Below are 7,564 nucleotides of genomic sequence, written 5' to 3' on the forward strand. Positions count from 1 at the left end.
GCCGTTACCGATGGACGCGCCCGCGATCACTCGTAGCTTGATCAAGGAGACCATTCCGTGAAGACCGCTGTCGAGGAGCTCAGCCCGACCCGGGTCAAGCTCACTGTCGAGGTGCCGTTCGACGAGCTGCGCCCGAGCATGGATGCGGCGTACAAGAAGGTCGCGCAGCAGGTGCGCGTCCCCGGGTTCCGGCCTGGCAAGGTTCCGGCCCGCATCATCGAGCAGCGCTTCGGCCGGGCGGTAGTGCTGGAGGAGACCCTCAACGACGCGGTGCCCAAGCTGTACGGCAAGGCCGTCGACGAGGTCGACGTGTTCCCGGTCGCGCAGCCCGACATCGAGGTCACGAAGATCGAGGACGGCGAGCAGATCGAGTTCACCGCCGAGGTCGACATCCGGCCCAACTTCGAGGTGCCCGACTACCAGGGCCTCGAGGTCACGGTCGACTCCGCCGAGGTCTCCGACGAGGACGTCGACGCCCAGCTCGACTCCCTGCGCCAGCGTTTCGCGACGCTGACCGGCGTCGAGCGCGCGGCCGCCAACGGCGACTTCGTCGTCATGGACCTGCGCGCCGAGATCGACGGCGACAACATCGAGGAGCAGCAGGCCAGCGAGGTCTCCTACGAGGTCGGCGCCGGCTCCGTGCTCCAGGGCCTCGACGCCGCGCTCGAGGGCATGTCCGCGGGCGAGGAGAAGAGCTTCAAGACCGAGCTCGTCGGCGGCGAGAACGCCGGCGACGAGGCCGACGTGATCATCAACGTCAAGTCGGTCAAGGAGAAGGTCCTGCCCGAGCTCGACGACGAGTTCGCCCAGCTCGCCAGCGAGTTCGACACGCTCGACGAGCTCAAGACCAGCATTCGCGAGCAGGCCCGCCGCAACAAGCTGATCGACCAGGTCGTGCAGTCCCGCGAGAAGGCCCTCGACACGCTGCTGGAGCAGATCGACATCCCGCTCCCGGACAGCGCCCTCAAGGCCGAGGTCGACGCCCGCAAGCACAACCTCGACCACCAGATCGCCGAGAGCGGCCTGAGCCGCGACGCCTTCTTCCGTCTCTACCAGACGACGGAGGAGGAGCGCTTCGCCGAGTTCGACACCAACTCCGCCCGCGCGATCAAGGTCGGCTTCGTGCTCGACAAGATCGTCAAGGCCGAGGAGCTGGGCGTCTCCGAGCAGGAGCTGACCAACTTCGTCGTGCGCCGCGCCATGGAGATGGGCGTGCAGCCCAACGAGCTGGCCAAGCACCTCGCCGACAACGACCAGCTCACGCTGGCCATGGTCGAGATCGTGCGCGACAAGGCCAAGTCGGTGCTCGGCGACGCCGCCAAGGTCGTCGACACCGACGGCAACGAGGTGGACCTCAAGGCGATCTACGCCGAGATCAACGGCCAGGAGGTCGTGGAGGAAGAGGCCGCCGCCGAGGACGAGCCCGCCGGGGAGAAGTCCGAGGCGTAACCGCCTTCCCGCTCTTTCCGAAGCCCCCGAACCGTCCGGTTCGGGGGCTTCGGCCTTTCCGGGGGAGCTCCCGGAGAAGACGTGCAGGCCGTGTAAGGCCCTCAGAAGGCTCGTGGGCACCCGGAGGGCTTCGGCGGGCCTCTGGGTGCCGGACCCGCGGCCGGCAGGCCGTGCGTGGCGCTTCAGGGAGCCACGCCGCAGGAGGGCGTGCTGAACCTGCGCCGTCAGCGAACAGTACGGGGACCGGGCATGAGCTGTGCGCGGCGCGCGTTAAGGTCACAAGCAAAGCCAATCGATTACGACGCATCGGAAGGTGACGCTGTGACCAGCCCGCCGACCTTCTATCAGCCTGAGTCGCGAGGCCGTGAGAACGGCTCGTCCTTCCGGCTTGAGGACCAGCTTTACCAGCGCCTGCTGCGTGAGCGCATCATCGTGCTCGGGCAGGAGGTCAACGACGAGATCGCCAACCGCATCTGCGCCGAACTCCTGCTGCTCGCGGCCGACGACCCCGACCGTGACATCACGCTCTACATCAACTCGCCGGGTGGCTCGGTGAGCGCTGGCATGGCCATCTACGACATGATGGAATACGTACCGAACGACGTTTCCACGGTTGTGATGGGCATGGCCGCTTCGATGGGGCAGTTCTTGCTCACCGCGGGCACCAAGGGCAAGCGATATGGCCTGCCCCACGCCCGGGTCATGATGCACCAGCCGTCCGGAGGCATCGGCGGCACCGCGGCCGACATCGCCATCCAGGCCGAGCAGATGCTCTATGTGAAGAAGACACTGGCCGAGCGGATCGCCCACCACACGGGCCAGCCGCTGGAGCAGATCGAGGCCGATTCCGACCGCGACCGCTGGTTCACGGCCGAGGAAGCCAAGGATTACGGCTTCATCGACCACGTGGTCCGCAGTGCGCGGCAGGTGCCCTCACAGGGCCCGGTCTCCTAAGGGGGAGCAGAGAAGTGAACATCCAGAGCCGCTACGTTCTCCCCTCCTTCGTCGAGCGCACGTCATATGGCGTGAAGGAGATGAACCCGTACAACAAGCTCTTCGAGGACCGCATCATCTTCCTCGGAGTGCAGATCGACGACGCGTCGGCCAACGACGTGATGGCCCAGCTGCTGACGCTGGAATCGCTCGACCCCGACCGTGACATCAGCATCTACATCAACTCGCCGGGTGGCTCCTTCACCGCCATGACGGCGATCTACGACACGATGCAGTTCGTCCGGCCGGAGATCCAGACCGTCTGCCTGGGCCAGGCAGCCTCGGCCGCGGCCGTGCTGCTGGCCGGCGGCACCCCGGGTAAGCGATTCGCGCTGCCCAACGCCCGGGTGCTGATCCACCAGCCGTCCACCGAGGGTGGCGGCCAGGGCAGTGACATCGAGATCCAGGCCCGCGAGATCCTTCGCATGCGAAACCTCCTCGAGGACATCGTGGCGAGGCACTCCGGGAAGACCGCCGCCCAAGTCCGCAAGGACATCGAACGCGACAAAATTCTCAACGCGGACGAGGCAAAGGCGTATGGTCTGATCGATGACATCATCCCGTCCAGGAAGAAGCGCGCTCAGGCCGTGGCTTCCTAGACGGGACGTGACGCACCGGAGCGCTGCCCAATAGGGCACGTTCCGGTGCGACTCGCCGCTAGGGGGCTCACTGAGGGCCCAGAAGACGGTAACGTCGAAACCTGAGCGGTTCGGCCAAGTCCGGAGGATGTCCGGAGACACTGCTCTCGCAGGAGCAGGGCGGTCCCACGCAAAGGAGTATCTGGGGTGGCACGCATCGGCGACGGGGGAGACCTGCTGAAGTGCTCTTTCTGTGGAAAGAGTCAGAAGCAAGTCAAGAAGCTCATTGCCGGTCCAGGCGTCTACATCTGCGATGAGTGCATCGATCTCTGCAACGAGATCATCGAGGAGGAGCTCTCGGAGTCCTCCGAGCTCAAGTGGGACAACCTGCCCAAGCCGAGGGAGATCTACGAGTTCCTCGACGCCTACGTCATCGGTCAGGACAAGGCGAAGAAGGCCCTCTCGGTGGCGGTCTACAACCACTACAAGCGGGTGCAGTCGGGTGACCGGGGCAGAGACGACGGCCTCGAGCTGGCCAAGAGCAACATCCTGCTGCTCGGGCCGACCGGTTCGGGCAAGACGCTGCTGGCGCAGACCCTGGCGAAGATGCTCAACGTGCCGTTCGCCATCGCCGACGCCACCGCGCTCACCGAAGCGGGATACGTCGGCGAGGATGTGGAGAACATCCTCCTCAAGCTCATCCAGGCCGCCGACTACGACGTCAAGAAGGCCGAGACCGGCATCATCTACATCGACGAGGTCGACAAGATCGCTCGTAAGAGCGAAAACCCGTCGATCACGCGCGACGTCTCCGGTGAGGGCGTGCAGCAGGCGCTGCTGAAGATCCTGGAGGGCACCACGGCGAGCGTGCCCCCGCAGGGCGGCCGCAAGCACCCGCACCAGGAGTTCATCCAGATCGACACCACCAACGTGCTGTTCATCTGTGGCGGCGCGTTCGCCGGTCTGGAAAAGATCATCGAGTCGCGCATCGGCAAGAAGGGCATCGGCTTCAACGCCATCATCCGCTCGAAGGAAGAGGTCGACACGGCCGACATCTTCGGCGACGTGATGCCCGAGGACCTGCTGAAGTTCGGCATGATCCCCGAGTTCGTCGGGCGTCTGCCGGTCATCACCTCGGTGCACAACCTCGACCGCGAGGCGCTCATCCAGATCCTCACCGAGCCGCGCAACGCGCTGGTCAAGCAGTACCGCAAGCTGCTCGAGCTCGACGGGGTGGAGCTGGAGTTCACCGACGGCGCCCTCGAGGCCATCGCCGACCAGGCCATCCTGCGCGGCACCGGCGCCCGCGGGCTGCGCGCGATCCTGGAGGAAGTGCTCCAGTCGGTGATGTACGAAGTGCCGTCGCGCCAAGACGTGGCCCGCGTCGTCATCACCCGCGAGTCCGTCCTCGAACACGCCATCCCGACGCTCGTACCCCGCGACCAGCTTGCCGCCAAGCAGCAGCGCACGCCGCGGGAAAAGTCGGCCTGATCCCTTTAACCACGGCAAGCGCCCCGGCGGAGTCGATCCCTGGGGCGTTTTGCTTTCCCACCTCCTTAGAATTGGTCACCGTGACAACGCCAGAGCTGCCCACCCAGTACACCCCGGCCGACGTCGAGACCCGGAGCTATGAGCGCTGGGTATCCCAGGGGTACTTCACCGCCGACCCGGGCAGCTCGCGCGTGCCGTACAGCATCGTCCTGCCCCCGCCCAACGTGACGGGCGTCCTGCACATCGGCCACGCGCTCGACCACTCCATCCAGGACGCGCTGACGAGGCGCGCCCGCATGCAGGGGCGCGAGACCCTCTGGCTGCCGGGCATGGACCACGCCGGCATCGCCACCCAGAACGTCGTCGAGCGCGAGCTGGCCAAGGAGGGCAAGTCGCGGCACGACCTCGGGCGCGAGGCGTTCGTCGAGCGGGTCTGGGAGTGGAAGGAGGAGTCCGGCGGCCGGATCCTCGGCCAGATGCGCAAGCTCGGCGACGGTGTCGACTGGTCGCGCGAGCGGTTCACGATGGACACCGGGCTCTCCCGGGCCGTGCAGACGATCTTCAAGAAGCTGTTCGACGACGGGCTGATCTACCGCGCCGAGCGGATCATCAACTGGTGCCCGCGCTGCCTGACCGCGCTCTCCGACATCGAGGTGGAGCACAGCGAGGACGAGGGCGAGCTGGTCTCGATCCGCTACTCCGACGAGATCGTGGTGGCCACCACGCGCGCCGAGACGATGCTCGGCGACACGGCCGTGGCCGTCCACCCCTCTGACGAGCGGTACGCGCACCTGGTCGGCACGATGGTGGAGCTGCCGCTCACCGGGCGGATGATCCCCGTGGTCGCCGACGAGCACGTCGACCCTGCCTTCGGCACCGGCGCGGTCAAGGTGACCCCCGCCCACGACCCCAACGACTTCGAGATCGGACGGCGTCACTCCCTGCCGTCGATCACCGTCATGGACGAGCGCGGTGTCATCACCGCGCACGGGCCCTTCCTGGGGCTCGACCGCTTCGAGGCCAGGCCCGCCGTCGTCGCCGCGCTGCGCGCCGAGGGCCGCATCGTCGCCGAGAAGCGCCCCTATCTCCACTCGGTCGGCCACTGCTCGCGCTGCAAGACCGTGGTCGAGCCCAGGCTGTCGCTGCAGTGGTTCGTCAACGTCGGGCCGCTGGCCAAGGAGGCGGGCGACGCCGTCCGCGACGGCCGCACCCGCATCCACCCGCCGGAGCTGGCCAAGCGCTACTTCGACTGGGTCGACGACATGCACGACTGGTGCATCTCCCGGCAGCTCTGGTGGGGGCACCGCATTCCGGTCTGGTACGGGCCGGACGGCGAGGTCGTGTGCGTGGGCCCGGACGAGGAGCCGCCCGCCGGCTACACGCAGGACTCCGACGTCCTCGACACGTGGTTCTCCTCGGCGCTGTGGCCGTTCTCGACGCTCGGCTGGCCGGACACGACGCCCGAGCTGCAGCGCTTCTACCCGACCTCCGTGCTGGTCACCGGATACGACATCCTGTTCTTCTGGGTGGCCAGGATGATGATGTTCGGGCTCTACGCCATGGACGGCGAGCCGCCGTTCCGCGTGGTCGCGCTGCACGGCATGGTCCGCGACCAGTACGGCAAGAAGATGTCCAAGTCGTTCGGCAACGTGGTCGATCCGCTCGACTGGATCGAACGCTTCGGCGCCGACGCCACCCGCTTCACCCTGCTGCGCGGGGCCAACCCCGGCGCCGACGTCGCGGTGAGCGAGGAGTGGGCGGCCGGGTCCCGTAACTTCTGCAACAAGATCTGGAACGCCACCAGGTTCGCCCTGATGAACGGCGCGGCCGTCGGATCGCTGGAAGGGGCCGAGCTGACGGCGGCCGACCGGTGGATCCTGTCGCGCCTGCAGTCCGTGGTGGCGACCGCCGACGCGGCCTTCGAGGACTACGAGTTCGCCAAGGCCTCCGACCTGCTCTACCACTTCGCGTGGGACGAGGTCTGCGACTGGTACCTGGAGCTGGCCAAGATCCAGCTCGGCGAAGGGCTCGAACACACGCGGCTGGTGCTCGGCCACGTGCTCGACGCGTTGCTGCGGCTGATGCATCCGCTCGTGCCGTTCGTGACCGAGGAGCTCTGGCGGGCCGTGACGGGCGGCGAGTCGATCGTGGCGGCCCCGTGGCCGGAGGTCGACACCCGCTTCACCGACGCCTCGGCAGAGGCGGAGATCGGAGCGTTGCAGGAGCTGGTGACGGAGGTCCGCAGGTTCCGCTCGGATCAAGGGCTCAAGCCGGGCCAGAAGGTCGCAGCCCGGCTCGGGCTGGCGGGCACTGCGCTCGTCGGCCAGGAGAGCGCGATCCGGTCGCTGCTGCGCCTCACGGAGCCGGCGGAGTCGTTCAGCGCCACGGCGAGCTTCACGGTGGGCGGGGTGACCGTGGAGATCGACACTGCGGGCGCCATCGACGTCGTGGCCGAGCGCAAGCGCCTGGAGAAGGACCTGGCGGTCGCCCGCAAGGAGGCCGCGCAGGTGGCCGCCAAGCTGGGCAACGAGCAGTTCATGGCCAAGGCGCCGGAAGACGTGGTCACCAAGGTCAGGAGCCGTGCCGAGCAGGCCGCCGCGGACATCGCGCGGCTCGAGGCACAGCTCGCCGGGCTCGGGGTTTGAACCATACGAACGCGGGGAAGGTCCATTCGTTACCGAAGATGGACCTTCGACGCCGTCGGGGCTGCTACAGTTTTCAACGTAGGGCGGTTGCCCTGACACCCCTTCTGATCTACCCCCGGTTTTCGGGCGGGTCCAGCCGCACGGTTGGACAAGCGCCGAAAGTTGGAGTAAGTTAGCAGGGTTGCCTCGAAGAGAGGCAAGTCCGGAAGCTACCGGATCGGGCGGTTTGACAAGGATCGTCCGGATCTGCTAGACTGAAGGAAATGAAATGTGCGCCTCCGCGCTAGGGTCTAACCAAGATCTTGGTGGGGATGTACGCGTCCGTTTCTTGAGAACTCAACAGTGTGTTAAAAGCCAGTGCATGAGATACACATGCATATCCCCGTCATTTATGACGGAAATTGCTTG

General features: G+C 66.6%; 5 protein-coding genes. All 5 read left to right on the forward strand.

The window, feature by feature from the left end; translation table 11 throughout:
• Positions 1–57 precede the first annotated feature (57 nt).
• The 5 genes from tig to ABZX61_RS34185 all read left to right on the forward strand — a co-directional run bounded on the left by tig (position 58) and on the right by ABZX61_RS34185 (position 7,156).
• The gene (gene tig / locus ABZX61_RS34165; RefSeq protein WP_350731471.1) at positions 58–1,449 is read left to right on the forward strand and encodes a trigger factor; all 1,392 of its coding nucleotides are present in this window, start codon (positions 58–60) and stop codon (positions 1,447–1,449) included.
• Positions 1,450–1,770: 321 nt separating this feature from the next.
• Positions 1,771–2,403: an ATP-dependent Clp protease proteolytic subunit gene (locus ABZX61_RS34170; RefSeq protein ID WP_185078200.1), complete on the forward strand. Its 633-nt coding sequence runs from the start codon at positions 1,771–1,773 to the stop codon at positions 2,401–2,403.
• Positions 2,404–2,417: 14 nt separating this feature from the next.
• Positions 2,418–3,041, forward strand: a complete 624-nt coding sequence (locus tag ABZX61_RS34175) for an ATP-dependent Clp protease proteolytic subunit (RefSeq protein WP_192786903.1) — start codon at positions 2,418–2,420, stop codon at positions 3,039–3,041.
• Between the two features lie 186 nt (positions 3,042–3,227).
• Positions 3,228–4,511: an ATP-dependent Clp protease ATP-binding subunit ClpX gene (clpX, locus tag ABZX61_RS34180; protein ID WP_185067261.1), complete on the forward strand. Its 1,284-nt coding sequence runs from the start codon at positions 3,228–3,230 to the stop codon at positions 4,509–4,511.
• A gap of 80 nt (positions 4,512–4,591) precedes the next feature.
• Entirely contained in the window at positions 4,592–7,156 is a 2,565-nt protein-coding gene (locus ABZX61_RS34185; RefSeq protein ID WP_355200217.1) for a valine--tRNA ligase, read from the forward strand.
• Positions 7,157–7,564 lie beyond the last annotated feature (408 nt).

The sequence above is a fragment of the Nonomuraea sp. NPDC003709 genome, assembly GCF_040610775.1.
Classification (GTDB): domain Bacteria; phylum Actinomycetota; class Actinomycetes; order Streptosporangiales; family Streptosporangiaceae; genus Nonomuraea; species Nonomuraea angiospora_A.